The organism is Diaphorobacter sp. JS3050 (assembly GCF_013154915.1).
Lineage (GTDB): Bacteria > Pseudomonadota > Gammaproteobacteria > Burkholderiales > Burkholderiaceae_C > Diaphorobacter > Diaphorobacter nitroreducens.
Genome location: NZ_CP053553.1, coordinates 3666256 through 3690374, shown reverse-complemented (window position 1 = coordinate 3690374; position 24119 = coordinate 3666256). Strand labels below are relative to the sequence as shown.

Sequence of the window (24119 nt, the reverse complement as noted above, 5' to 3'; positions counted from 1 at the left end):
ATGGGCGCTGGGCCTCGGCACGGGGCTGATGTGCGCCATCGCATTGGTGCTGCTGTTCCTGCTGACGCTGGCCACCAACAACCGTGACCTGTACGAACGCAACTTCGCCTGGCTGCTGGGCGTGAACGTACTGGTGGCGCTGGTGCTGCTGGCCGTGTTGGTCTGGGGCGCGCTGCGCCTGGTGGTGCGCCTGAGGCGGGGGCGCTTCGGCAGCCGGCTGCTGCTCAAGCTCGCGGGCATCTTCGGGCTGGTGGGCGTGATCCCCGGGCTGCTGATCTACGTGGTGTCCTACCAGTTCGTCTCGCGTTCCATCGAGAGCTGGTTCGACGTCAAGGTCGAGGGCGCGCTGACCGCCGGTGTGAGCCTGGCGCGCGTCACGCTCGACACCATTGCCAGCGACCTGGCCTCCAAGACGCGCACCGCCAGCAGCCAGTTGGCCCAGGTGCCCGATGCGGCCGCGGGCCTGGTGCTGGAGCGCATGCGGGACCAGTTGGGGGCCACCGACCTCGTGCTGTGGAACGCCGCGGGCCAGCCCGTCGCCGCCACCGGGCAATCGCGCTACATGCTCAACCCCGAGCGCCCGAGCGCGCAGCAGTTCCGCATGGCGCGGCAAGACCGCGTCACCTTCCAGATCGAGGGCCTGGACGACATCACCGACCCGCTGGCCGCGGAGAACGCGCGCGTGCGCGCGCTGGTGCTGGTGGCCAACCCCGGCGTGGGTCTGCTGGCCGAGCCGCGCTTCGTGCAGGCCACCGTGCCCTTGCCCCAGGCGCTGGTCGCCAACGCCATTGCGGTGCAGGAAGCGAACCGCGAATACCAGGAACGCGCGCTGGCGCGCGGCGGGCTGCGGCGCATGTACATCGGCACGCTGACGCTGAGCCTGTTCCTTGCCGTCTTTGGCGCGGTGCTGCTCGCCGTGGTGCTGGGCAACCAGCTTGCGCGGCCCCTGCTGGTGCTGGCCGACGGCGTGCGCGAAGTGGCGGCAGGCAACCTGTCGCCCAAGGCCGCGCTCCAGACCAAGGACGAGCTGGGCGGGCTGACGCGCTCTTTTGCCCTGATGACGCAGCAGCTTGCGGACGCCCGCGGCACGGTCGAGCAAAGCCTGAACGCGCTGGACGCGGCGCGCGGGCACCTGCAGACCATCCTGGACAACCTCACGTCGGGAGTCATCGTGCTGGATGAAAAAGGCATCGTCCAGTCGTCCAACCCTGGTGCGACCCGCGTCCTGCGCGCGCCGCTGGCGGCCTACGAAGGACGGCCGCTGGCTGAGGTGCCGGGGCTGGCGGATTTCGCGGCGGCCGTGCAGCGGCACTTCGATACCTTTTTGCTGGATCGTGACCACCACGGTCTGGACCACTGGCAGCAGACCTTTGAGCTGCACGCGGCGGGCGGTGGCGTCACCACGCAAGGCACCAGCCTGGTGGCGCGCGGCGCGCAACTGCCCAACGAGGCGCGGCTGCTGGTGTTCGACGACATCTCCGAAATCGTCTCCGCGCAGCGCGCCCAGGCGTGGGGCGAGGTCGCTCGGCGTCTGGCGCACGAGATCAAGAACCCGCTGACGCCGATCCAGCTCTCGGCCGAGCGTCTGGAGATCAAGCTCTCAGGCAAGCTGCCTGCGGCAGAGCAGGCCGTGCTGACCAAGTCGGTGAAGACCATCGTGGACCAGGTGGATGCGATGAAACGGCTGGTCAATGAATTCCGCGACTACGCGCGCCTGCCGTCTGCGGAACTGCACACGCTGGACCTGAACGCACTGGTTGCCGATGTGCTGCATTTGTATGGCGCCGAGACCGCGCAGGTGCCGGTCGAGGCCGAGTTGGACCCGCGCTGCCCCGCGATCTCGGGCGATGCCCAGCAATTGCGCCAAGTGGTGCACAACCTGCTGCAGAACGCCCAGGACGCGACGCAGCAGGCGGCCGAGCAGGGGGGCGTTCCACCGCCGCCCGTGCGCATCAGCACACGCTGGAGTGAATCCGCGCAACGTGTGCGGCTGACGGTGTCGGACTGCGGGCCGGGCTTTCCTCCACACATCCTACAGCGCGCCTTCGAGCCCTACGTCACGACCAAGCCGCGGGGCACCGGGCTGGGACTGGCCGTCGTCAAAAAAATCGCGGATGAACATCGCGCGCGGATCGATCTGGTCAACCGCGTGGAAGACGGCGTGGTGAAGGGCGCACAAGTGTCGCTATCATTCGCCCCTGAATCGGCGGTGGCGCTCTAACAACACCGCACGTGCAGCAAGGGTGCATTTACACACATGGCAAATATTCTGGTGGTCGACGACGAACTGGGGATCCGGGACCTGTTGTCAGAAATTCTGAACGACGAGGGGCATAGCGTCGACCTTGCCGAGAACGCCACGCAGGCCCGCAACGCGCGCTTGAATGGCAGCTATGACCTGGTGCTGCTGGATATCTGGATGCCCGATACCGACGGGGTATCGCTGCTCAAGGAATGGGCCATGGCCGGCACGCTGACCATGCCAGTAATCATGATGAGCGGCCACGCCACCATCGACACGGCCGTGGAAGCCACGCGCATCGGTGCCTTCTCCTTTCTCGAGAAGCCCATCACCATGCAGAAGCTGCTCAAGGCAGTGGAGCAGGGCCTGGCACGCAGCACGGCGCAGCCACCAGCAAGCGCTGCCGCGCCGGCCCAGACCAACACCGCACCTGCACCCGCAACAACCGGTGCCATTGCCAATGGCGCGCCGGCTCCTGCGCCTGTTGTTGCGGTGATGGAGCAGGCGCCCATGTCCCACCAGGGCTTCAATCTCGACCGACCCTTGCGTGAGGCGCGCGACGGTTTTGAAAAAGCCTACTTTGAATTCCATCTCGCCCGCGAAGGCGGCTCAATGACACGCGTCGCCGAAAAAACAGGATTGGAGCGCACACATCTTTACCGCAAGCTGCGCCAATTGGGGGTGGACCTCGGGCGCAACAAACGCAACGCGTGAATTGGCAAAAATTTTGCAGCTTGGCGTCATGCCCCGATTTCTCGGGCTATAATTCAAGGCTCAGGCCCGGTAGCTCAGTTGGTAGAGCAGAGGATTGAAAATCCTTGTGTCGGCGGTTCGATTCCGTCCCAGGCCACCACATACAACGCCCAACCACTCGGTTGGGCGTTTTTGTTTCTGCACTGCCACGCTGCGTGGAACGACGCAGTTGTTGCGTACCCTCATCCTCCAGCGCTGCACAGGACCTCTCCGTGATTCGGGGCCTTGTTTCTTTCGCGGGACGGTAGTCCTTTCTTTGGGAGCCAATACCTGCAGGCACGGGTGCGGGGCGTACGGAAGCCAGGCACTCTCCCATGCCCCAAAGATCCCGCGCTGCGGGCAGCTCTACGCAGGGCGACACTTCGGGCTGCATGTACGCTCATGTGTCATGAGCGTGTGACGGCTTTGAACTACAGTGACCGGATGCAAGACTTTTCACGCACGCTTTCGCTGACGGGGGCGTCCAACTTCCGTGATCTGGGAGGCTATGCGGGGCTGGATGGACGCACGGTACGCTGGCGCCGGTTGTTCCGCTCCGATCATCTGGCGGCCCTGACACCGCAGGACGCGCAGGTGCTGGCCGGTTTGGGGCTGACCCGCTCGGTGGACTTTCGCGGGCCGGTGGAGAGCGCGGCCCAGTCGTATGCGCTGCCGCAGGTGCGCTATCACGCGCTGCCGATCGAGCCGACCGTCGTGCAGCGCGCCAAGGAACTGGCAGTAGCGGGTCAACAGATCACGGCACCCGTTGCGGTAGGGCTGATGCAGGACACCTACCGCGCCTTTGTTTCCGACAACGCGCAGCAGTTTGCGGGCTTGTTCGGGCAGTTGCTGGCAGAGGATTCCCCCCTGGTCTTTCACTGCACTGCGGGCAAGGACCGCACCGGTTTCGCCGCGGCCCTGATTCTGCTGGCGCTCGGCGTGTCGCGCGAGGTGGTCATGCAGGACTACCTGTTGACTAACGCGCTGTATCGTCGGCCCGCGGGGCTGGGCAGCTCTGCGCCGCAGGAGGTGCTGAACGTGATCTGGCGCGTGCAGGAGGACTTCCTGGAGGCCGCATTGCAAGCCGTTGACCAGGACCACGGCGGCGTGCAGCGTTACCTGGAGCGACGCCTGGGCGTGGACGATGCCGCGCGCAGCCGCCTGGCGCAGCTGTACCTGCAGCCGTTGCCGGACTGGCGCCGCGGCCGTGCGCCCTGGGCCGCTCGGGTATAAAAAAAGCAGCCCGGAGGCTGCTTTTTTTGCGAAACCCGCGCCACGGTGTCAGAGCGTGGCGTCCTTGAGTTTCTTCAGTGCGCGGGTCTTGATCTTGACCGATGCGGGCTTGGCGGGGAACCAGCGCTCTTCGCCGGTGAACGGGTCCTTGCCGAAGCGCTTCTTCTTGGCGGGCACTTGCTGCAGGCCGATCTTGAGCAGGCCGGGCAGCGTGAACTCGCCGGAGCCCTTCTTGTGCACGGAAGCCAGGATGGCCGTCTCCAGCGCGGCGAGCACGGCCTTGGCGGCCTTGGGCTCGACACCCGCCTGCGTGGCGAGGTGGGCGATCAGCGCGGTCTTGGTGAAGGCTTCCTTCACGGGCTTGATGGCAGCAGGAGCTGCGGGGGCGGCTGCCTTCTTGGCAGGTGCCGCAGCCTTTTTGGCGGCGGTCTTTTTCACCGGAGCGGTGGTCTTCTTTGCAGTTGCCATGATGTCGGATCGTTGTAAGGTGTATAGAAGCAGGCCAGCCAGGCTGGTGATCGGATTCTAGGCGCTGTCTGTGCGCGTGGGGTGCCCTATTCATGCGGGTTTGCGCGAGAAAACCACGCTATCGCGGGCCTGTGGACGGCACAGGGCACGCACATGCCGCACGGGTGGCGCGCATGCGGGTAAGCTGTGCAACCATTCCCTGATGCACCAGGAGCAGGCCATGAGCGATAGCACCCCTTTCGGCTTCGGGCGTTTCGTCCCGGGATTTGATTTCCTGCAGAACCTGGCCAAGGGCGCTGCGGCGGGTATGCCCACCATGCCGGGGCTGTCGGGCTGGGTGGCGCCCACGGTGAGTGTGGACGAGCTGGACAAGCGCATCCAGGACCTCAAGGCCGTGCAGTTCTGGCTGGAGCAGAACGCGCGCGCCCTGGCCGCCACCGTGCAGGCGCTGGAGGTGCAGAAGATGACGCTGGCCACGCTGCAGGACATGAACGTGGCGATGGGCGACCTGGCCGCGAGCTTCGGCGCCGCCGCAGGCCAGGACAAGGAGCGGCCCGCCGCACGAGCCGCCGAGCCACCGTCCGCGTTTCCGTTCACCTCTCCGCCCGCGCCCGCACCGGAGGCGCAATCCCCTGCAAACGACGCCTCGGCGGCGCGTAGCGCGCGAACACCACCGGACGATGAAGCAGCGCCCGAGCAGACCAAGGGCGTGGCCGACCCGATGCAATGGTGGGGTGCGCTGACCAGCCAGTTCCAGCAGATCGCGGCGCATGCCCTGCGGGATGCGGGCACGCACCAGGCGGCCTTCGACGCCACGCGCGAGATGGCCAGCGGTGCACTCAAGACCGCCTCCAGCATGGCGGCGCAGATGGCCGCGCAGGGCATGCACGGCATGCGCGCGGCGGCGCAGGCCGCCGGTGCGGCGCCTGCGGCAACGCCCGCACCTGCCGCCGGTAAGCCTTCCACAAAGGCGGCCGCCCGGCCGGCGACCCAACCGGGCGGCAAGGCCAACGACAAGGCCAACGACAAGGCACGTCCGGCCGCCAAGCGGGCTGCCGTGGCCAACGCGGGCGCCAAGCGTGCCCCCGCACCATCGCCAACCGAAAAGGCTGCCGCGTCCCGCACGCGGCGGCCGGCAGGTTGAGCTGCGCGGCGGCGCCTGTACCCCATCGCAGGGCTGACACATGAGACTCTTTCCCAATGCACACGCCACCCATCCGCAGTGGCACATGGCCGCGGTGCTGGTGCTGGCGCAACTGCGGGCGCAGATGGCGCTGCCCCAGTACGCCAGTGCACCCACGCTGGGGCTGCTCTACATCACCGACCACTACGCGGACGATGCCGCGGCCCTGCTGGACCTGCTGCGGCGCGAACTGCCGACGGTCACCGACTGGGCAGGCGCGGTCGGCGTGGGCGTGGCGGGCAACAACGTCGAATATTTCGATGAACCCGCGCTCTCGCTGATGCTGTGCGACCTGCCGCGCGCGCACTACCGCGTGTTCTCGGGCGTGGCGCCGCTGGCGCACGGCGATGCGGCCGGGGTGGGCTTTGCGGCCCACACGGCGCTGGTGCATGCGGACGGCCAGACCCCCGAACTGGCGGACCTGGTGGCCGAGATGGCGGGCCGCACCAGCAGCGGCTACCTGTTTGGCGGCGTGGTGGCCAGCCGCGGGGCGCAGGTGCAGCTGGCGCTGCCCGCCGGCGGCGAGGGCGACGGCGTGCTGCACGGCGGCCTGTCGGGCGTGGCCTTTGATGCGCAGGTGGAACTGGTCTCGCGCGTCACGCAGGGCTGCCAGCCCATCGGCGCGCAGGCGGCCATCACCGCCGTGCAGGACAACGTGGTGCTGGAGCTGGACGGCGAGCCCGCGCTGGACGTGCTGCTGGACACGCTGGGCGTGACGCTGCAGGGCGACGCCCAGGCCGCGCTGCGCGCCGTGCGCGCCACGCTGGCAGGGCTGGAGGACGCGGACGCACCGCAGCGCCAGCGCACGGGCCATTTCGGCGCCGACACGCGCGTGCGCCACATCGTCGGGCTGGACGCGACGCGCAGCGGCGTGGCGCTGGGTGACCATGTCGAGGTGGGCATGCGCCTGGCCTTCTGCCAGCGCAACGTCGGCGCGGCCCGTGCCGACCTGATGCGCATCTGCGCCGAGATCCGTGAGGAGCTATCGCCCCAACTCGAAGAGGCGCAGGCGCTGCCCGCCGCAGGCAGCGCGCCGCATGCCGAGCCGGCGGGCGGCCGGCGCATTTGCGGTGCGCTGTATGTGAGTTGCTCGGGCCGCGGCGGGCCGCACTTCGGTGGGCCCAGCGCCGAGCTGCAGATCGTGCGCCATGCGCTGGGCGACGTGCCCCTGGCGGGCTTCTTCGCCGGCGGCGAAATCGCCGCGCACCGGCTCTATGGCTACACGGGCGTGCTGACGGTGTTCGTCGCATCGGACGGGGCTTTATAAGCCTTTTTGGCCTCTAGCGCCCGTCCATCAAGCGCAAGCAGCTATGCAATGCATAGCGCCGTGGCGCTTGCTCAAACGCCGATGACGGCGGGGCGGGGCGCCGCAGCAGGGCGCGGCAGGCCGCAGAACGCGAAGTCCAGCTCCGGCTCCAGCCCGCTCACGATGCGCGCGATGGACTTGCCCGAGCCGCAGGCGTGGGTCCAGCCCAGCGTGCCGTGGCCGGTGTTCAGGAACAGGTTGCCGTAGCGCGTCTTGCCGATCAGCGGCACGTTGCTCGGCGTGGCGGGGCGCAGGCCGCTCCAGAACTGCGCCTGGCTCGCATCGCCCGCGCCGGGAAAGAGCTGCTCCACGCGCCGCACGATGGCTTCGCAGCGCACGGCGTTCAGTGCGCGCTCGTAGCCGTTGAGCTCGGCCGTCCCCGCGATGCGCAGCCGGTCGCCCTGCGCGCTGGTGTAGCGTGAGAAGACCAGCTTGTACTCATCGTCCGTCAGGCTCACCTGGTAGGCGGCGGCCGTGTCGCGCACCGGCAGCGTCACCGAATAGCCCTTGGCCGGGTAGATCGGCAGGCGCAGGCCCAGGGGCTGGGCCAGCAGCGGGCTGAATGCGCCCAACGCCAGCACGTAGGCGTCGCCGCGCACGCGCTCGTAGCCGCCGGCCTCGTTGGTGATCTCCACATGGTCGATGGCGCCGCCCGCCGGGTGCAGCGCGGTGATGTGGCAGCCCAGGCGGAATTGCACGCCCGCGGCCTGGGCCACGCCGGCCAGCGCGCGCGTGAACAGGTGGGCGTCGCCGGACTCGTCCTCCGCCGTGTAGGTGGCGCCCGCCAGCTGCGGGCGGACGTGGGCCAGGGCTGGCTCGATGCGCACGGCCTCGTCGGCATCCACCACGCGGCGGTGGCAGCCCAGCGCACGCATCTGCTCGGCGGGCGCCAGCGCGGCGTCGAGTTCCTGGGCGCTGGTGTAGAAGTGCAGGATGCCCTGTGTGCGCTGGTCGTACTGCAGGCCCGTGTCGGCGCGCAGTTGCTGCAGCGTGCTGCGGCTGTAGCTGCCCAGGCTCACGATCTGCTCGATGTTGTGGCGCGTGCGCGCGGGCGTGCATTCGCGCAGGAATTGCAGGCTCCAAAGCCACTGGCGCATGTCCGCGCGCAGGCGAAACAACAGCGGCGCATCCTCTTTGCCCAGCCACTGCAGCACCTTGAGCGGCGCGCCGGGGTTGGCCCAGGGCTCGGCGTGGCTGACCGAGATCTGGCCGCCGTTGGCGAAGCTGGTTTCCGCACCGGGCACAGCCTGCCGGTCGATGACGGTGACCTCGTGGCCGAGTTGCTGGAGAAAGTACGCAGAGGTGGTGCCGACGACGCCGGCGCCCAGAACGATCACGCGCATGGTTTACAAGCCTTTTTCAAGGTTTGCGCAGGCAGGGCGCGCGCGAGCAGCTATTGAATGAATAGCGAACAGCGGGCGCGACCTGGCCTGGCTGCCGCTCCCCCTGTCCTTGGTACCTGAGAGATTCATGCCGCGCGGGACCGTGCGCGGCACTTGCTCCTTCGGTGCGCCACGGCGGGCGTGGCGGCTCTCCAGACGGCTGTGTGGGTATGCAGTACGGAACCTGAGCGTGTATGGGAGTTTGCGCCTTCGGTGAAACGGCATGCAGCCGTTTGCTCTCCTGCGCCGGCCATCGTAGCGGCCCGGGCGCGGCGCCCCCAGCGGGCTAACCCTCAAACCATGAACACGCTCTCAGGGCGGGGCGCCGGGTGCATGCTCAGGGGTAGACCGCTTCGCCCAGGTTGAGCATGAGGCGGTTGGCCCAGGCGAACAGCGCGGCGGCGTGCACCGTGTCCAGGATTTCCAGGTCGCTCAGGCCCGCAGCGCGCAGCGGCGCGATGTGCTGCGGCCCGAATGCACCGGGCGCGCGCGTGAGCGCGGCGCTGGCCTGCGCCAGGGCGCGTTCGCGGGCGTTGGTGCCGGCGCTGTCGGGGTCGGCGAAGATCTGCGCGATCACGTCGTTGCGCTTGGCCAGCTGCTCGAAGCGCTGCGCATGCACCGCCGCGCAGTACACGCAGCCGTTGATGCGCGAGACCACGGTGGTGGCCACCTCGCGCTCGGCGCGCGGCAGGCCGCCAGGCGCGTACATGATGGCGTTGAACGCCTCCGAGCGCTCGGCGAGCACGCGGGGCTGGTGCGCCAGCACGAGGTAGAAGTCCGACGTGCGTGCCTTGGGGTGGCTTGCGTCCAGCACGGCGTTCTGCTCGGCGCTGGCGGTTGCGGGGTCCACCACGGGCAGCCAGGCCTTCCAGTCCAGCGTCTCGCTGGTGTAGCCGGCCAGGCGCAGCGGCTCGCCGGGCGGGGGCAGGTTGGCGGGGTGCACGAAGGGCGCGTCCGGCGTGGTGGGAGCGACCGCCGTGGCTGCGGTGCCCGCGGGGCCGAGGGCGGCCAGCGCCGCCACGCCTGCCACCAACCGCGCCTGGTAGGCCACGAAGCCGATGAGCTGCGCGAGCAGCACCACGTCCGGCGTGGCGAGGCCCGCCTGGGGCAGGGCGAGCAGGGCCGCGCGGTCGGCCGCGGCGGGCTGCGTAGCCAGCAGCTGCGTGAAATGCGTGATGGCTTGCCAGCGCGCATCCGCCAGCGGGGCTGGCAGGCCGGCCAGGCGCGCGCCGTAATGGTCGGCCAGCGTTGCCACGCCGCTGGCGGCCGCCACGGCCTGGGCCACGGACAGGCGCTCGGCCAGCGCCAGGCCCCCGGGCAGTGCTGGCGCGAGCAGCAGGTCTTCGCAGGCCTGGGTGGCGGTGATGGCCTTGGCGCGCTGTTGGCGCGCGGCCTGGGCATGGGGGGCATGGCCCAGGCGGGCGAGCTGGTCGATGGTGTCGGTCATGGCGAAGGCAGGATGCGTTGGGAGGTGTCGGCGGGCGTCCATTCGTCGCCCAGCAGTTCCGGCTCGGCATAGGCCTGCAGCGCGGCGAAGTGGTGCTCCACGTCCTCGCGGTACAGCAGGCCGGCGATGCCGCTGGCCAGGCGCCGTGCACCGTCGCTGATGGCGGGGATGTCGCCCGACACCGTGCCGTGCGACAGCGCCGCCGGGTAGCAGAAGCAGTGGATGCGGTCCAGGCCGGGGCAGGCGCCGGCGGCTTTCTCGCGGAATTCGAACACCGGGCCGAGGTCGGGCGAGTCGGACAGTTCGCGGTCTTCATCGCCGGCGGGCGGCTGGTAGCGCTCGCCCCAGGTGCGGACATGGCGCGCAAACGGCGCGAATTCGGGCTTTTGTGCCCAGTCGATCACGAAGCCTGTGGCGAGGACCAGGAAGTCGAATGCGAACGTACCCTTGGCCGTCGCCACGTGCAGCGCGTGGCCCACCTGCGTAACGTCCTGCACTGCGCAACCGAAGTGGAAGAAGGCGTTGGCGTGGCCGGACACGCGCAGCGTGCTGCCGTGCGGCGGCGGCACCTGCTGCACGTTGATGTAGTGGCGTATGCGCCACTTCCATGCGTCGGGCAGGTCGTGGTGCCCTTGCGTGAGGCCGGGCACGCCCGAGCCCTTGGACTTGTTCACCGTGGGCATGACCGCGCGACGCGCGATCAGGTCCACGCTGGCGGCGCCGCATTCCAGCGCCGTGCCGGCGCTGTCCATGGCGGACGAGCCCATGCCGATCACGCCCACGCGCTTGCCCTTGAGCGTGGCGTAGTCCAGCACGTCGGACGAATGCGCCCACAGGCCACCCTGTGCGGCGTGGGCCACGCCCCGCATGAAGGCAGGGACCTGCGGGCCGCCCAGGCCGTCGCGGCCCGTGGCCAGCACCACGCGGCGCGCCAGCCAGGTGGCGTGGCCGGTGGGGGTCTGCACGTCCACCGCCACCAGGCCGTCGGCGCGTGGGTGCACGGCGGTGACGGTGTGTTCATTGCGCACGTCGGCCTGCGTCACGCGGCGGTACCAGCGCAGGTAGTCCATCCACTGCAGGCGCGGGATCTTGTCGAGCGCGGCCCAGGCCTCACGGCCCCACTGGGCCTCGAACCAGGCGCGGAAGGTGAGCGAGGGCACGCCGAGCGCGGGGCCGGTGAGCTCCTTGGGCGAGCGCAGCGTGTCCATGCGCGCCGTGGTGGCCCAGGGGCCCTCGTAGTCGGCGCGCGCGCGGTCCAGCAGCACGGCGGCAATGCCCTGCTGCGCCAGCGCCATGCTGGCCGCCAGGCCCGCCTGGCCGGCGCCGATGATGAGCACGTCGATGACGGGCTGCCCTTCATGGGTGCGAGGCGGCAGCCATGCGCGGGCGCGCCAGTTGAGGGTGAGCAGGTCGTGCCGCAGGCGGTCTTCGAGGGCGGCCAGGCCGGCCGCCCCCAGGGGAAGCGAAAAAGACATGGAGGACGTCGAAGAAAGCGTGGAGGGCGAAATCAGTCGATGCTGATTTTGGCGTCCTTCACCACCTGCGCCCACTTCGCGCGGTCCTTGTGGACCGTTTGGCGGAACTGCTCGGGCGTTTCGATGCGCACCGTGTTGCCCTGCGACTCGAAGCGCTGGCGCACGTCGGGCTGCTCCAGCACCTCGCGCAAGGCGGTGTTCAGCTTCTGGACCACGGCCGGGTCGGTGCCCTTGGGGGCGAAGATGCCGAACCAGATCGAGCTGTCAAAGCCCTTGGTGCCGGGCAGGCCGCTGGCGCCGATGGGCGGCACCTCCTTCACGGCCGCCACGGGCTTGGCCGTGGTCACCCCCAGCAGGCGCACCTTGCCGGTCTTGTAGTGCGGCAGCACGGTCTGCACCTGGTTCATGATGCAGCAGGTCTCTCCGCGCAGCACCGAGGTGATGGCCTCGGGCCCGCCCTTGTAGGGCACGTGCACCATGTTCAGGCCCAGGCGCGCATTCAGCTCGGCAAAGGCCATGTGCGTGCCCGTGCCGTTGCCGGTGGATGCGAAGTTGTACTTGCCCGGGTTGGCGCGCACGGTCTCGACGAACTCCTTGAGGTTCTTGGCGTCGATCACCGCGGGGTTGATGGTGAGCACGTTGGACACGTCGACCAGCGGGGCGACGGGCACGAAGTCGGCCTCCACGTCGAACGGCAGGTTCTTGTAGAGCGCGGCATTGCTGCCGTGCGTGGCGGCCGTGCCGAAGGCCAGGGTGTAGCCGTCGGCCTTGGCCCGGGCCACGTACTCACTGGCGATGTTGCCGGCCGCGCCGGACTTGTAGTCGATGACCACGGGCTGGCCGAGTTTCTGGCCCAGCGGCTCCTGCACCGCGCGCGCCACCACGTCCACGCCCGATCCGGCCGGAAAGCCCATGATCAGGGTGACGGGCTGCTTGGGCCAGTCCGTGGCCTGGGCGAGGGCGGATGTGACGGTCAGCAGCGTGGCCAGGGCGGCGGTGGCGTGGCGCAGGAGGGGCATGGCGAATTTCCTTGTGATGGGTCAGTGCAAGGCGGCGCCCTATCGTGTAGGCACAGCCGAAACACGCCCATTGTGGAGAAATTCACATGCAACGCGCTATATGCATATGGACGGCCCGTCGCCGTCCCGGGCCATGCTGCGCGCGGACGACCGGCGCTCGGCCGTTCATCTCCGGTAGGGGTTGTCGGGCCGGCGGTCGTGGCGGTTGGGCACGCCGTCGCCATCGCGGTCCCAGCCGCCGCGCACGAAGCGCCATTGGTCACTGCGCTGCACCCAACGCGGCTGGCGGTAATGGTGGCCGTGGCGCACCTGCATCCACTGGCCGGGCACCCACACATGGCGGTGGCCGCGCCATTCCCAGTGGCCCTGCGACCAGACCATGCCGCGGCGCGGTGCAGGCACGCGCTCGTAGCGTGGAGGCGGTGGCGCGTGGTATTGCACCGCATAGGCGGGCGGTGCCGAGTAGTGGGGCGTGCCGGCCTGGATCACGACGGTGGCGTTGGTGGCCGCATGCGCGGCGCCTGCCAATGACAGCAGGGCGACGAGGCTGCCGGCTGCGGCAAGGGTGGTGGTGCGGACCATGGCGTTCTCCTTTGTTGTGGGATGCGGCGCGGGGCGCTGCGGGAGACTCCATGCTGCGGGCCGCATGTCAACGTTTCGGCCGCGTTGTTGCATCCCCGGCAAAGGTTTGTGAGCAGGTGTGACGGCGGCCTTCCGGCGGGCAGGATTCAGGTGTTGGAAAGGCTGCAGCCCTTGTCAGAGAAGCGCCACAAGCTCCTTTTTCAATAGTGAGAGAGGCGCGACCAGTGCGCGGCGAGGCGCCGCGGTGCTTGGCGCACCGCCCGCCACGCCACGATTGCTTGCATGTGCCGTGGGATTGACCCCCTCTGGGGCCGCCCCCAAGATCAAACACCGCACACGGCTTGGAGAACTGGGGGGGCTTGCATGGACACACCCAACTGGGCCCTGGTGGCCAATGGCTCGATGGCGCGCCTGCTGGAGCTTGACCCTGCGGCAGCCACGCACTGGACGGAAAGGCAATGCCTGACGCATCCGGCCGCCCGCCTGCATGGCAGTGCGGCGGGGCATGAGCCGCCCGGACATTCGATTGCAGGACGCAGCGGTCTGGCGCCGCGCAGCGAGGCCGCCGCGCAGGAGCGGCGCACCTTCGCGCGCGAGGTGGCCCACGCGCTGCGCGAGGCCGTGGGCGCGGCCGAGCGCAGCCGCGTGGCCGTGTTCGCGTCCAACCCCTTCCTGGGCGAGCTGATGGAACAGCTGGATGGTGTCACCCACCAGCGGCTGGTGGCCAGCCATGCACAGGATCTGACGCACCTGAGCTTGCAGGAGTTGGCGCGGCATTTGCAGGCAGAACGCGGCGGCTGACACGGCCCCGGTGTGAGGACCGACCATGCGCGCCATGGTGCTGGACGGACCCGGCCAGCCGCTGCGACTGGCGGAGTTGCCGTGCCCCGTTCCGCAGGCAGACCAGCTGCTGCTGGCGGTGGAAGCTTGCGGCGTGTGCCGCACGGACCTCCATCTGCGTGACGGCGAGCTGCCGGACGCGGTGTGGCCCCTTGTGCCGGGGCATGAGATCGTGGCCCGTGTCGCCGGCCTGGGGCCGGGCGTGCGGGGCTGGCGGCAGGGACAGCGGGTAGGCGTTCCTTGGCTGGGGTGGACCTGTGGGCACTGCCGGTTCTACTCCAGTGGGCGCGAGAACCTGTGCGTGCAGGCGTGTGGGGGCGACGGATGGTCCAGTGTGGGCACCGCGAAGGGGGAAGTCAATGGCAGGCCGACTGCGTCGGGTTTTGGGTGTTTTAAGGCGCTGGCACCCGTCCATCAAGCGCCATAAGCTATTAATAAAGGAGCATCACGGCCTTGCGGTGCGGCGCATCTGGGCAAAGGCCTCGAACTCCCAGCTGCGCATGGCCAGCAGCAGGGTGTAGCCCTCGCGCTCACGCTCGGGCAGGCGCTGGTCGGCCAGGTGCTGCTGCGCGAAATCCTGCGCCACGCGCTGCAGCCGCTCGGTGAAGGCCGGCGCCAGGCTGCGTGCGATGGAGCCGTGCACCAGCAGCACGCCCTCGCCCGGCGCCTCGAAGCCGCCGTTGAAGTAGTCCAGCAGTGCATGGTCGCGGAAGTAGTGCATCACCGGCCCGTGCGGGCGCCAGCGGAAGGTCTTGGCAAGCTTCAGGCGGTAGCGGTTGAGCGGGCGCAACTCGATGATGCCGATGCGGTCGAGCTGCGCCAGGTACTGGATGCCCTCGGCCTCGCTCAGCCGGTAGGTGGTGGTGATCTGCTCCAGGGTCCACTGGCTCAGCACGCAGATCGCCATCAGCAGCAGCTTCTTGTCGGCCACCACGGCCTTTTCCTGCTCCTGCGTCAGCTCGCTCAGCAGCGGCTGGCTGTCAGCCACGCGCCGCGCCAGGTCGGCAAAGTCCAGCCGCAGCACGCGGCAGATGGCGTCGATGCGCGACAGCGGCATGTCGCCCTTGGCCAGCATGCGCTTGACGCTGGACTCGGCCATGCCCAGCGCCTGTGCCAGGCTGGCATAGGTCATCTGGGCGGACTTGAGTTCCTTCTTCAGGGCGATGACGAGGTCGGCGGTGGTGCTCATGGGGTGCTGGAGGTGAAAAGTATCGAATGGCGATACCCTAAGTGTGATCCAAGCCACCAAGGCCCACAAGCGGCTGGCCTGTGCGGGCTTTGTGCGCACAATGCGCGGCACCTTCACACCCCAGCACACCGCATATGAGCGCGCAGCACCCCGTGACCTTGTCGCCCACCGCCCAGCCCGCCGAGGCGGCGCACCCCAACCAGTTCGCGCTGCTGCGTCAGCGCCGCTTCGCGCCGTTCTTCTGGACGCAGTTCGCCGGCGCGGCCAACGACAACCTGTTCAAGTTCGCCTTCACGGTGATGGTGACCTACCAGCTCAGCGTGTCGTGGATGCCGCCGGCGCTGGCGGGACTGGTGATCGGCGCGCTGTTCATCCTGCCGTTCCTGCTGTTTTCCGCCACGGCGGGGCAGCTCACGGACAAGTACGAGAAGACGCGCATCATCCGCTTCGTGAAGAACCTGGAGATCGCCATCATGCTGGTGGCGGGCGGGGGCTTCGTGGCCGGCAGCGCGGCCATCCTGCTGGGCTGCGTGTTCCTGATGGGGCTGCATTCCACGCTGTTCGGCCCCGTGAAGTTCGCCTACCTGCCGCAGGCCTTGAACGAGCGCGAGCTGACGGGCGGCAACGGCATGGTGGAGATGGGCACCTTCGTCGCCATCCTGCTGGGCAACGTCGCGGGCGGTCTGCTGGTGGCGCTGCCGGGCATCGGCCACACCACGGTGGCGTTGGCCTGTCTGGCGCTGGCTTTGCTGGGCCGCCTGGTGGCGCAGTTCATTCCGCCGGCCCCGGCCACCGACCCGGGCCTGACGGTGAACTGGAACCCGGTCAGCGAGACGTGGCGCAACCTGAAGCTGGCGCACGGCAACACCGTGGTGTTCCGCTCGCTGCTGGGCATCTCGTGGATGTGGTTCTTCGGCGCGGTGTTCCTGTCGCAGTTCCCCAGCTTCGCCAAGGACGTGCTGCATGGCAACGAACAGGTGGCGTCGCTGCTGCTGGTGGTGTTCTCGGTGGGCATCGGCATCGGCTCGCTGCTGTGCGAGGTGCTCTCGCGCCGGCATGTGGAGATCGGCCTGGTGCCGCTGGGCGCCATCGGCATGAGCGTGTTCGCCATCGACCTGTACTTCGCCTCGCGGGCCCTGCCGCCGTCGGAGGTGCTCACCCTGGCGGCCTTCGCGGCGCAGCCCGCGCACTGGCGCGTGATGACCGACCTGCTGCTGCTGTCGCTGTTCGCGGGCCTGTACAGCGTGCCCATGTACGCGTTGATCCAGATGCGCAGCCAGCCCACGCACCGCGCGCGCATCATCGCCGCCAACAACATCCTCAACGCGCTGTTCATGATCGCCAGTGCCGTGCTCGCGGGGGCGCTGCTGTCGGCGGGCTTCACGGTGCCGCAGATCTTCCTGTTCACCGGCATCGCCAATGCGGTGGTGGCGTTCTACATCTTCCTGCTGGTGCCCGAGTACCTGCTGCGCTTCGTGGCCTGGGTGCTGTCGCGCTGCATCTACCGTTTCAAGGTGCGCGGCGACGAGCACATTCCCACGGAGGGCGCGGCCATCCTGGCCTGCAACCATGTGAGCTTCGTCGATGCCGTGCTGCTGATGGCGGCCAGCCCGCGCCCCATCTACTTCATCATGGACCACCGCATCTTCCGCATCCCGGTGCTGGGTGCGCTGTTCCGCCTGGCCAAGGCCATTCCCGTCGCGCCGCAAAAGGACGATGCCGCCACCTACGAAGCCGCGTTCGAGCGCGCGGCCCAGGTGCTGAAGGACGGCGACCTGCTCGCCATCTTCCCCGAGGGCGGCATCACGCGCGACGGGCAACTGCAGGCGTTCAAGGGCGGCATCATGAAGATCATCGAACGCGCGCAGGCCGACGGCGTGCGGGCGCCGGTGGTGCCCATGGCGCTGACCAACCTGTGGGGCTCGTTCTTCAGCCGCATCGAGCAGGGCGGCGCCATGGTGCGGCCGTTCCGCCGGGGCATGTTCAACCGCGTGGGGCTGAACGTCGGCGCACCGCTGCCGGCTGCCGAGGTGCAGCCCGCCCTGCTGCGTGAGCGGGTGGCGGGGCTGCTTCAGATCAGCGCCTGAGCCAGCAGGCGCCCCAGAGCCTGCGCATCCGCTGCGGCTTCAGCCGTTGCGAAAAAGAAAGCTGTACGCGTTCAGGGCCGGCACGCCGCCCAGATGCGCGTACAGCACCTTCGATCCGGCCGGGAATTCGCCGTTGCGCACCCGCTCGATCATGCCGTGCATGGACTTGCCCTCGTACACCGGGTCCGTGAGCATGCCCTCCTGGCGAGCGCACAGGCGGATGGCTTCCAGCGTACCTTCATTGGGCAGGCCGTACTCGGGGCCGCCGTAGCGCGTGTCCAGTACCACATCCTCGGCAGTGATGTCCTGGCCCAGCTCCACCAGATCGGCGGTGCTCTGCGCGATGCGCAGGATCTGCGCGTGGGTCTTCTCGGGCGTGGCCGATGCGTCGATACCGATCACCCGGCGCGCGCGCCCGTCGGCGGCAAAGCCCACCACCATGCCCGCCTGCGTGCTGCCCGTGACCGAGCACACGACGATGTAGTCAAACCGAAAGCCCAGCTCCTTTTCCTGCTGGCGCACCTCTTCGGCAAAGCCGACGAAGCCCAGGCCGCCATAAGGGTGCTCGGAGCAGCCCGCCGGAATGGGAAAGGGCTTGCCGCCGGCCCGCTTCACGTCCGCCATGGCCTGCTCCCAGCTCGGGCGGATGCCGATGTCGAAGCCCGCCGCGTCCAGGCGCACGTCGGCGCCCAGGATGCGGCTCATCTCGATGTTGCCGACGCGGTCGTACACCGCGTCGCTGTAGTTGACCCAGTTCTCCTGCACCAGCACGCACTTGAGCCCCAAATGCGCGGCCACGGCGGCCACCTGGCGCGTCTGGTTGGACTGGATGCCGCCGATGGACACCAGCGTGTCGTAGCCGCCGGCAATCGCCTCGGGGATCAGGTACTCCAACTTGCGCGTCTTGTTGCCGCCGAAGGCCAGGCCCGAGTTGCAGTCCTCGCGCTTGGCGTAGAGCTCCACCTTGCCGCCCAGGTGCTGCGACAGGCGCTTGAGCGGCTGGATGGGCGTGGGGCCGAAGGTCAGGGGATGGCGGGGGAATTTCTGCAGGTTCATGGCGGTGTTCCGGTCGATGGGGAAGGTGCCTTGCATCGTAGGAAAACCGCGCATTAACAGGGTTGTGAAATAAGATGATCTCAAGAATCAAAAAGAGTACTCAACGCCAAATAGCAGTATTTCATTTCCCCAATCAAGCCATGGCCGCAATAAAAAAACGCAACGTGAATGCCGCGGCAGAGGGTGCCGAGGTGGACCGCACCGACCGCGCCATCCTGCGCCTGCTGCAGCGCGACGCGTCGCTGTCCAACGTGGCCCTGGCGGCCAAGGTGCACCTGAGCCCGCCGGCCTGCCTGCGCCGCGTGGAGCGGCTCAAGCGGCTGGGCTTCATCGATGGCGTGGTGGCGCGGCTGAACCCGCAGGCGGTGGGTGCGGGCATGCTGGTGATGATCGGCGTGGTGCTGGACCGCTCCACGCCCGAGTCGTTCTCGGCCTTCGAGAAGGCGGCGGCCAAGATCTCGGGCTGCATGGAATGCCACGTGGTCACGGGCGAGTTCGACTACTTCATGCTGATCCGCACGCGCGACAGCGAGAGCTTCAACCGCCTGCATGCCGAGCAGCTGCTGTACCTGCCGGGCGTGCGGCAGGTGCGCTCGTTCATGGTGCTGCGCAACGTGCTGTCCACCACCGAGCTGCCGCTGGCGATCTGAATGTGGTATCGCATGGCGATACTTTTCGCCGCTGGATAGGTTACTGCGTCGGAATATCGGCTGCTTTGGCGCCGTGCGGCCGCAGCATCCGCCCCGTGTTCAACCAACGCCTGCGGGCACCGACCACCATGCATTCCTCTACCCCCACCCTCCAGCGCGACACGCGGGCCTGGCAGTTCCAGGTGTGGGCTTCGTTCGGCATCGCCGTGTTCCTGTGCGCCACCGGCCTGGCCTGGCTGCCGGGCGAGCGGCTGGAGGTGGCCTTCATGTTCATGGGCTACGTGTTCTGCCTGTCTGCGGCCTTCATGCTGGCCAAGTTCGTGCGCGACAACCAGGGCGCGCGCCGCGGCGCCGGCCAGGGCGGTGGCGACACCCCGCTGTGGAAGCTCGTCGTCTGGGGCGGCTTTGCCGTGGCCATGGGGCTCACCGGCTGGGGGCTGTGGGGCATGGCGATCAGCGCCACCTACAAGGCCTTTTTGGGCGTGAGCTGGCTGTACCTCATCACCTGCGCGTTCACGCTGGCCAAGATGCTGCGCGACCGCCACGAGGCGGATCTGGCCGACGCCCGCCTGCGCAGCCGCCTGCAGGCCCGCACCGAGGCCGCTGAATGATGCCCGCCGCGCAGGAGACCCACATGCCAACCCTTTTTCGCAAGACCTTCGCCCCCGCGCTGCTGGCGCTGGGCCTGCTGTGCGGCGCGGCGCTGCCGGCGCGGGCGCACAGCGAGGCCTCTGCAGCGCTGTCGCTGATGCCGGTGGCCTCCGTGGTCGTGGCCGCGGGCGGGGCGTCCGCGGCGGCGGGCGCCGTAGTGGCCCTGCCGGCGGCGCTGTCGGTGGGCGGCGCGGTGCTCACGGTGAAGGCCGTGCAGGCCTCGGCCACGGGCACGGTGTACCTGCTGGAGCGTGCATCGGACGGCGCCCAGGCCAGCGTGGAGGTCTCGGGCCGCGCCGCCGGTGCCGCCAGTGGTGCCGTGGGCACGGTGCTCACCTGCAGCGTGATCGGCACGGGCGTGATCCTGTCGGCCGCGGGCGAGGTGCTGGCCTTCGTGCCCAACGCGCTGGGCCGCGCGCTGCTGCACAACGAAAGGCTCTGACCATGCGCACCCTGCACTGGATCGCGGCCGCCGCCCTGGCACTGGCGGCCATGGCGGCACATGCGGGCCGCTCCTGCGAGCCGCGCCAGCCCACGGCGCAGACCATCGCCCAGGGCATGCAGCTGGCGCAGCAGACGGCCCAGGCGCTGGACGCCAGCGGCGCCCGCGTGGTGGTGCTGGCGCGCGCGGGGCAGGACTTGTCCCGCTACGGCCTGCGCCACTCGCACCTGGGCTGGGCCTACAAGACGCCCGAGGGCCCGTGGCGCGTGGTGCACAAGCTCAACGACTGCGGCACCGCCGTGGCCGCCGTGTACCGCCAGGGGCTGGGCGAGTTCTTCCTGGACGACCTGTGGCGCCACGAGGCCGTGTGGGCCGTACCCACGCCCGCCGTGCAGCAGGCGCTGCTGCCCGTGCTGGCCGACGGCGCGCGCGCCACGCGGCTGCACCAGCGTGCCTACAGCATGGTGAGCTATGCGTGGGGCACGACCTACCAGCAGTCCAACCAGTGGGCGCTGGAGACCCTGGCCCTGGCCATGGAGCCCGAGCGCGCCCACACCCGCGCGCAGGCCCAGGCCTGGCTGCGGCTGCAGGGCTACCAGCCCACGGTGCTGCGCATCGGGCCGCTCACGCGGCTGGGCGGGCGCATGACGGCGGCCAACGTCGCCTTCGACGACCATCCGCCCGCGCAGCGCTACGCCGACCGCATCGAGACCGTGACGGTGGACTCCGCCCTCGCATGGCTGCAGCATGCGCGGCTGGCGGGCGCCCCGCAGGTGCAGGTGCTGGGCCCGGAGAAGTTTTAAGCAAAAATGGGCTCTTGCGCTTATCCATCAAGCGCGAGCAGCTACTATTCCAATAGCAAACATCGTGAGGGATCACACATGAGCAAGGCATTGCGACTGTCGGAGAAATGGTTTCGCCGCGGCCTGTGGCTGGTGGCGCTGGTGTTCGCCAGCTTTCTGATCGGGCTGGGCGGCACCATCGTGGGCGACCTGCCCAAGGTGGAGGCGCCCTTGCAGCTGGACGATTTCCTGGACCGCGACGCCGCCCAGGCGCTGCGCGCCCAGGTCAAGGAAGCGCGCCAGGCCGAGCAGGAGGCCCAGACCGCGCTGGAGCAGGCCCGGCTGCAGCACGCCAAGGCGCGCAGCGAGACGCAGGCCGAGCGCGAGACCTTCAGCAACTGGTTGGCCGCACGCCGCGCCACCCAGCGCGCCGAGCACGACCCCGAGGTGATCGCGCGCACCCAGGCGCTGGACGCCCTCAAGGCCCAGGAGCGCCGGGCCCAGCAGGCCGTGCAGGCGCAGGATCAAGCCCTGCTGGACGCGCGCCAGGCCGCGCAGGCCGCGCAGCAGCGCCTGGGGCGCCTGGAGCAGGGCGGTTACGAGAAGATGGCCGCCGAGCGGCGCAAGGTGGAGTTGCGCGTGTTCCTCTACCGCCTGGCGCTCACGCTGCCGCTGCTGGTGGCGGCAGGCTGGCTGTTCGCCAAAAAGCGCAAGAGCACCTGGTGGCCGTTCGTGTGGGGCTTCATCTTCTTCGCGGTGTTCGCGTTCTTCGTGGAGCTGGTGCCCTACCTGCCCAGCTATGGCGGCTATGTGCGCTACGTGGTGGGCATCGTGGTCACGGCGCTGGTGGGGCGCTACGCCATCCTTGCGCTCAACCACTACCTGGAACGCCAGAAACAGGCCGAGGCCCTGCCCGAGCAGGAGCGCCGCAAGGAGCTGGGCTACGACGTGGCCCTGGCGCGCCTGGCCAAGGGCGTGTGCCCGGGGTGCGAACGGCTGGTGGACCTGAAGGACGGGGTGACCGACTTCTGCCCGCACTGCGGCATCGGCCTGTTCGACCGCTGCGGTGCCTGCGGCACGCGCAAGAGCGCCTTCGCCCGTTTCTGCCATGCCTGCGGGGCCGGTGCGGCGCCGTCCGGGATGGCCTCGCCCGGTGTGGCCCCTGCGGGTGCGGTCCCCTCGGGCATGCCGCCCGCCGGCGCGGCCCCCGCCGGTACGCCACCCCAGGGTGCGATGCCCGGCGCGGCAGGGAATCGCTAGGCGCAGGCCTGGTGCAGGTCCAGCGCGTTGGCAGCCGCCGCGCCGCTGGCCGTGTTGTCGAAGATGCACCAGACGCTGCGCGCTGCCAGGGTGGCGACCCGCAGCCGTGCCGCTAGCGCGTCGACCAGCGCCGCGTCATAGGCCGAGTAGTACACGCGCGGTGCGCCATGCAGCCGGCAGTAGACCAGGCCGGGCCAGCCGCCGGGCACCTCGCCGCCCGCGTGCAGCACCGGGTCGGCCAGCACGCGGCCGGCCTGCCAGGCGCACAGCAGCGTGTCGCCCTCCGGCGTGAACCAGCTGGCGTGGCGCGGCTCCACGGCAACGCTGCCGTGGGGAATGCCGTTCGCGCAGGCCGCGCAGGAACGCCTCGGCGACGGGCCGGTCGAGCCGCAGGCTGGGCGGCAATTGCACCAGCAGACAGCCCAGGCGCTCCCCCAGCCCCTGCACCTGTTCCAGGAAAGCCTCCAGCAGCGCGTCCGTGCCCTTCAGGCGCGCCGTGTGCGTGATGCTGCGTGGCAGTTTGACGCTGAAGCGGAACGCTGGCGGCGTGGACGCGGCCCAGCGCTCGTACGTGCTGCGCTGGTGGGGGCGGTAGAACGATGAATTGATCTCCACGGCGGGCAGCCGGGCGGCGTAGCGCTCCAGGTGCGAGCCTTCGGCCGGGAACCGGTGCCGGCTGCCCTGCGGCACGTTCCACCCCGCGGTGCCGATGTGCAGCGGTGCGGCTGTCGACGGTCGGGTGTCCATCGCCCCAGCATAGGAAGGATGGCGCGGCGCCGCGCGCGGAATGCGCCGGCCCTCGCCGTCAGCCGCCGCCTACGCGGCGCTATACGCCGCGTGCGCGCTCGGCCTTGAAGCGCGCGCGGAATGCGCCGAACTGGCCGGCGTCCAGCGCTTCGCGCACCTCGCGCATCAGGTTCAGGTAGTAGTGCAGGTTGTGGATGGTGGTGAGCATGGGCCCCAGCATCTCGCCGCAGCGGTCCAGGTGGTGCAGGTAGGCGCGCGAGAAGCCGCCGCGGCCCCCGTCGTTCCAGCTCACGCCCTCGGTGCCCGCGCAGGCGTGGCAGGTGCAGCTTGGGTCCAGCGGCTGGTGGTCGGTCTTGTGGCGGGCGTTGCGGATTTTCAGGTCGCCATAGCGCGTGAACAGCGTGCCGTTGCGCGCATTGCGCGTGGGCATCACGCAGTCGAACATGTCCACGCCCTGGGCCACGCCCTCCACCAGGTCCTCCGGCGTGCCCACACCCATCAGGTAGCGGGGCTTGTGCGCGGGCAGGCGGTGGGGGGTGTGCGCCATGATGTCCAGCATCTCGTCCTTGGGCTCGCCCACGCTCACGCCGCCCACGGCGTAGCCGGGGAAGTCCATCTCCACCAGGGCTTCGAGCGATTCCTGGCGCAGGTTCTTGTACATGCCGCCCTGCACGATGCCGAACAGCGCGTTGGGGTTGCCCAGGCGCTCGAATTCATTCTTGGAACGCACCGCCCAGCGGCGGCTCATCTCCATGCTCTTGCGCGCCTCGGCCTCGGTGGTCTTGTGACCGTTGGTCTCGTAGGGCGTGCACTCGTCCAGCTGCATCACGATGTCGCTGTTGAGCGTGGTCTGGATCTGCATGCTCACCTCGGGCGACATGAACAGCTTGTCGCCGTTCACGGGCGAGGCGAAATGCACGCCTTCTTCGGTGATCTTGCGCATGCTGCCCAGGCTCCAGACCTGGAACCCGCCCGAGTCCGTGAGGATGGGCTTGTCCCACTGCTCGAAGCCGTGCAGGCCGCCAAAGCTCTGCATCACGTCCAGGCCGGGGCGCATCCACAGGTGGAAGGTGTTGCCCAGGATGATCTGCGCGCCCATCTCGCGCAGGCTGCGCGGCATCACGCCCTTGACGGTGCCGTAGGTGCCCACGGGCATGAAGATGGGGGTCTGCACCACGCCGTGGTTGAGCGTGAGCGTGCCGCGGCGCGCGTGGCTGGAGGTGTCGGTGGCCAGGATTTCAAACTTGAGCATGGGCGCGATTGTCCCAGACTGCACCGGCGGGGATTGGTGCCCGCAGCGCCCCGCGCGGCCTACACTGACCCTATCGACACAGCATTGCAAGGAG

The 24119-nt window shown here is 69.2% G+C and carries 21 protein-coding genes, 1 tRNA gene, 2 pseudogenes and 1 riboswitch; of the genes and pseudogenes, 14 read left to right on the top strand and 10 right to left on the bottom strand.

Annotated elements, in window-relative coordinates; translation table 11 throughout:
- Window positions 1–28: 28 nt before the first annotated feature.
- The 4 genes from HND92_RS17555 (at window position 29) to HND92_RS17540 (ending at window position 4207) form a co-directional block, all read left to right on the top strand.
- A complete protein-coding gene (locus HND92_RS17555; RefSeq protein WP_371814901.1) occupies window positions 29–2221 on the top strand; it encodes an ATP-binding protein in 2193 nt (730 codons plus the stop codon).
- A gap of 36 nt (window positions 2222–2257) precedes the next feature.
- Entirely contained in the window at window positions 2258–2956 is a 699-nt protein-coding gene (locus HND92_RS17550; protein ID WP_011806978.1) for a response regulator, read from the top strand.
- Window positions 2957–3019: 63 nt separating this feature from the next.
- Window positions 3020–3095: transfer RNA gene (locus tag HND92_RS17545), tRNA-Phe, on the top strand.
- Window positions 3096–3418: 323 nt separating this feature from the next.
- On the top strand, window positions 3419–4207 hold the full coding sequence (locus tag HND92_RS17540; protein WP_172208799.1) for a tyrosine-protein phosphatase: 789 nt from the start codon (window positions 3419–3421) through the stop codon (window positions 4205–4207).
- Between the two features lie 48 nt (window positions 4208–4255).
- Here HND92_RS17540 and HND92_RS17535 read toward each other — a convergent pair whose 3' ends face one another.
- Window positions 4256–4675 (bottom strand): HU family DNA-binding protein, encoded by a 420-nt coding sequence (locus HND92_RS17535; protein WP_011806976.1) that lies wholly within the window; start codon window positions 4673–4675, stop codon window positions 4256–4258.
- Window positions 4676–4895: 220 nt separating this feature from the next.
- Here HND92_RS17535 and HND92_RS17530 point away from each other — a divergent pair, with 220 nt between their 5' ends.
- Both HND92_RS17530 and HND92_RS17525 read left to right on the top strand, forming a co-directional pair.
- Window positions 4896–5819, top strand: a complete 924-nt coding sequence (locus HND92_RS17530) for a PhaM family polyhydroxyalkanoate granule multifunctional regulatory protein (RefSeq protein WP_172208797.1) — start codon at window positions 4896–4898, stop codon at window positions 5817–5819.
- Between the two features lie 40 nt (window positions 5820–5859).
- Complete coding sequence (locus HND92_RS17525) at window positions 5860–7125, top strand: FIST N-terminal domain-containing protein (RefSeq protein ID WP_172208795.1); 1266 nt, start codon at window positions 5860–5862, stop codon at window positions 7123–7125.
- Window positions 7126–7196: 71 nt separating this feature from the next.
- Here HND92_RS17525 and HND92_RS17520 read toward each other — a convergent pair whose 3' ends face one another.
- The 5 genes from HND92_RS17520 to HND92_RS17500 all read right to left on the bottom strand — a co-directional run bounded on the left by HND92_RS17520 (window position 7197) and on the right by HND92_RS17500 (window position 13069).
- Window positions 7197–8507 (bottom strand): D-amino acid dehydrogenase, encoded by a 1311-nt coding sequence (locus HND92_RS17520; RefSeq protein WP_172208793.1) that lies wholly within the window; start codon window positions 8505–8507, stop codon window positions 7197–7199.
- Between the two features lie 93 nt (window positions 8508–8600).
- Window positions 8601–8712, bottom strand: a riboswitch (glycine riboswitch).
- Between the two features lie 171 nt (window positions 8713–8883).
- Window positions 8884–9993, bottom strand: a complete 1110-nt coding sequence (locus HND92_RS17515) for a peroxidase-related enzyme (protein ID WP_172208791.1) — start codon at window positions 9991–9993, stop codon at window positions 8884–8886.
- Window positions 9990–11468 (bottom strand): NAD(P)-binding domain-containing protein, encoded by a 1479-nt coding sequence (locus HND92_RS17510; protein WP_172208789.1) that lies wholly within the window; start codon window positions 11466–11468, stop codon window positions 9990–9992. Before HND92_RS17510 ends, HND92_RS17515 begins: the two co-directional genes overlap by 4 nt.
- A 32-nt stretch (window positions 11469–11500) precedes the next feature.
- Complete coding sequence (locus tag HND92_RS17505; RefSeq protein WP_172208787.1) at window positions 11501–12487, bottom strand: tripartite tricarboxylate transporter substrate binding protein; 987 nt, start codon at window positions 12485–12487, stop codon at window positions 11501–11503.
- A gap of 165 nt (window positions 12488–12652) precedes the next feature.
- Window positions 12653–13069, bottom strand: coding sequence for a YXWGXW repeat-containing protein (locus HND92_RS17500; RefSeq protein WP_011806969.1), 417 nt, complete (start codon window positions 13067–13069; stop codon window positions 12653–12655).
- A gap of 363 nt (window positions 13070–13432) precedes the next feature.
- On the opposite strand from HND92_RS17500, the gene HND92_RS17495 reads away from it, so the two are divergent.
- Window positions 13433–13870 (top strand): host attachment protein, encoded by a 438-nt coding sequence (locus HND92_RS17495; protein WP_103738086.1) that lies wholly within the window; start codon window positions 13433–13435, stop codon window positions 13868–13870.
- Window positions 13871–13895: 25 nt separating this feature from the next.
- Window positions 13896–14249, top strand: a pseudogene (locus HND92_RS17490) (alcohol dehydrogenase catalytic domain-containing protein); the annotation flags it as partial.
- Window positions 14250–14354: 105 nt separating this feature from the next.
- Here HND92_RS17490 and HND92_RS17485 read toward each other — a convergent pair.
- The gene (locus HND92_RS17485) at window positions 14355–15098 is read right to left on the bottom strand and encodes a helix-turn-helix transcriptional regulator (protein ID WP_172208785.1); all 744 of its coding nucleotides are present in this window, start codon (window positions 15096–15098) and stop codon (window positions 14355–14357) included.
- A gap of 134 nt (window positions 15099–15232) precedes the next feature.
- Here HND92_RS17485 and HND92_RS17480 point away from each other — a divergent pair, with 134 nt between their 5' ends.
- On the top strand, window positions 15233–17185 hold the full coding sequence (locus HND92_RS17480; RefSeq protein ID WP_172208783.1) for an MFS transporter: 1953 nt from the start codon (window positions 15233–15235) through the stop codon (window positions 17183–17185).
- A 39-nt stretch (window positions 17186–17224) separates the two neighbouring features.
- Here HND92_RS17480 and HND92_RS17475 read toward each other — a convergent pair whose 3' ends face one another.
- Window positions 17225–18241: a 1-aminocyclopropane-1-carboxylate deaminase gene (locus HND92_RS17475; protein WP_041836436.1), complete on the bottom strand. Its 1017-nt coding sequence runs from the start codon at window positions 18239–18241 to the stop codon at window positions 17225–17227.
- Between the two features lie 140 nt (window positions 18242–18381).
- Here HND92_RS17475 and HND92_RS17470 point away from each other — a divergent pair, with 140 nt between their 5' ends.
- The 5 genes from HND92_RS17470 to HND92_RS17450 all read left to right on the top strand — a co-directional run bounded on the left by HND92_RS17470 (window position 18382) and on the right by HND92_RS17450 (window position 22026).
- Complete coding sequence (locus HND92_RS17470; protein ID WP_015914407.1) at window positions 18382–18891, top strand: Lrp/AsnC family transcriptional regulator; 510 nt, start codon at window positions 18382–18384, stop codon at window positions 18889–18891.
- 128 nt (window positions 18892–19019) lie between these two features.
- Window positions 19020–19502: a YiaA/YiaB family inner membrane protein gene (locus HND92_RS17465; RefSeq protein WP_015914406.1), complete on the top strand. Its 483-nt coding sequence runs from the start codon at window positions 19020–19022 to the stop codon at window positions 19500–19502.
- A 23-nt stretch (window positions 19503–19525) separates the two neighbouring features.
- Window positions 19526–19984, top strand: coding sequence for a hypothetical protein (locus HND92_RS17460; protein ID WP_172208781.1), 459 nt, complete (start codon window positions 19526–19528; stop codon window positions 19982–19984).
- A gap of 2 nt (window positions 19985–19986) precedes the next feature.
- Entirely contained in the window at window positions 19987–20787 is an 801-nt protein-coding gene (locus HND92_RS17455; RefSeq protein WP_172208778.1) for a DUF2145 domain-containing protein, read from the top strand.
- A gap of 78 nt (window positions 20788–20865) precedes the next feature.
- Entirely contained in the window at window positions 20866–22026 is a 1161-nt protein-coding gene (locus HND92_RS17450) for a serine endopeptidase (RefSeq protein ID WP_172208777.1), read from the top strand.
- Here HND92_RS17450 and HND92_RS17445 read toward each other — a convergent pair.
- Window positions 22023–22773, bottom strand: a pseudogene (locus tag HND92_RS17445) (DUF72 domain-containing protein). The gene HND92_RS17450 and the pseudogene HND92_RS17445 overlap by 4 nt on opposite strands.
- Window positions 22774–22852: 79 nt before the next feature.
- Complete coding sequence (tgt, locus tag HND92_RS17440; RefSeq protein WP_015914401.1) at window positions 22853–24025, bottom strand: tRNA guanosine(34) transglycosylase Tgt; 1173 nt, start codon at window positions 24023–24025, stop codon at window positions 22853–22855.
- Between the last annotated feature and the right edge of the window lie 94 nt (window positions 24026–24119).